Source organism: Protofrankia sp. CiP1_Cm_nod2, assembly GCF_920664355.1.
In the GTDB taxonomy this organism is placed as follows: Bacteria; Actinomycetota; Actinomycetes; order Frankiales; family Frankiaceae; genus Protofrankia.
In genome coordinates this window covers 1-1389 of record NZ_CAKKTL010000113.1, presented here as the reverse complement: position 1 = coordinate 1389, position 1389 = coordinate 1, and the positions used below count along the sequence as shown (strand labels likewise).

Below are 1389 nucleotides of genomic sequence, written 5' to 3'. Positions count from 1 at the left end.
AACCCGGTGTCCAGCTCGTTCGACCAGCACCGGGCGATGCGGGCGCTCGACCCCGCCGACCGGGCCGCCACCCGGCGGGTCGCGGCCGCCCATCACGAGTGGCTGGCGCTGGAGCGGCTGCTGGGCGCCAGGCTCTACCGCCGCGTCGGCGTGGTGACCGCCTGGCCCGCCGACGAGGCCGAGGCGGTGGCCGCGGCCGGTGCCGGCGCCGGCCTGCCCGTCGAGCTCGTCGAGCCGGCGAAGCTGCCGCACCTGAGGTTCCCCGCCGGCGCGGTGGGGGTGCTCGAGCACGACGCCGGTGTGCTGCTGGCCTGCCGGGTCCTGACAGCCGTGGCCCGGTGGCTGGACGCGCACCCCGCGGTGACGGTGCTGCCGGGGCGGGAGGTCGTCTCGGTCGACGCCGAGATGGGACGGGTCGTGCTGGCCGGCGGCGAGCGGCTGGGCGCGGACCTGGTCTTCGTCGCAGCGGGGCCGTGGTCGCGCGAGCTGGTCGACCTGCCGATGGTGCTCTACCGCCAGGCCATGGTGTACCTCACGCCGCCCGCGGAGCTGGTGCGCTGGTGGGAGCGCGCGCCCAGCGCGGGGCGGGTCGGCGCCGACGGGCGGTCCTGGCTGCTGCCACCGGGCGAAGGGACGCTGCTGAAGGTCAGTTCCAGCGCGGTGTGCCGGGAGGCCGACGCGGTGGCCGGCCCCACGGACGGGCCCCCTGCCAGCCCCACGGGCGGGGCCGCGGGCGGGGCCACTGCCGGCCCCACGGGCAGGGCCGCAGACGGCTCCGACGGCGCCGGCGCCTGGCCGGATGGCGCCGGCTCCTGGCCGGTCGGCGTCGACCAGCTGGTGGCGTCGATCCTGACCGGCCCGGAGCGCTACACCGTGCGGCGGGTCAGGCAGTGCCACTACCTGGTCGACGCGGGCACCGGCGGCGCCCGTCTCGTCCGTCCCGGCCCGGCGGTGTGGGCGTGCGCGGCCGCCGGCGGCGACGGGTTCCGCACCGCGCCCCTGGTCGCCGCGCGGATAGCCGCACAGGTCACCGAGAACGCCGAGATCACCGAGAACGCCGGGGCCGACACCGGGACCGCCGGGAACACGGCCGAGAACGTCGTGGGCTCATCGTCGACGCGGAAGGAACACGCATGAACAGCTCCGGGAACGTGCTGCTGGTGATCGGCAGTGGGCTGCGGCTCTACCGCGAGTACCTGGTCCGATCGGCCGCCGCGCGGGCGCGGGAAGCGGGCCTCGGACTGGTACTGATCAACAACCTCCGGCCCACCTGGCAGCGCGGCTACTTCGACGAGATCACCGTGGTCAACGTCTTCGACCACGACCTGCTGGCCAGCACGGCCCGCGAGGTGGCGGCCAGGCGCACGGTCCTCGGCCTGTCTCTTATAC

General features: G+C 76.1%; 1 protein-coding gene and 1 pseudogene. Both read left to right on the top strand.

The features are described 5' to 3' along the window. On the top strand, positions 1–1137 hold a 1137-nt coding region (locus NBW84_RS13885; RefSeq protein ID WP_250285150.1), incomplete at its 5' end, for a hypothetical protein. Continuing rightward, positions 1134–1389, top strand: a pseudogene (locus NBW84_RS13880) (ATP-grasp domain-containing protein); the annotation flags it as partial. The gene NBW84_RS13885 and the pseudogene NBW84_RS13880, both read left to right, overlap by 4 nt.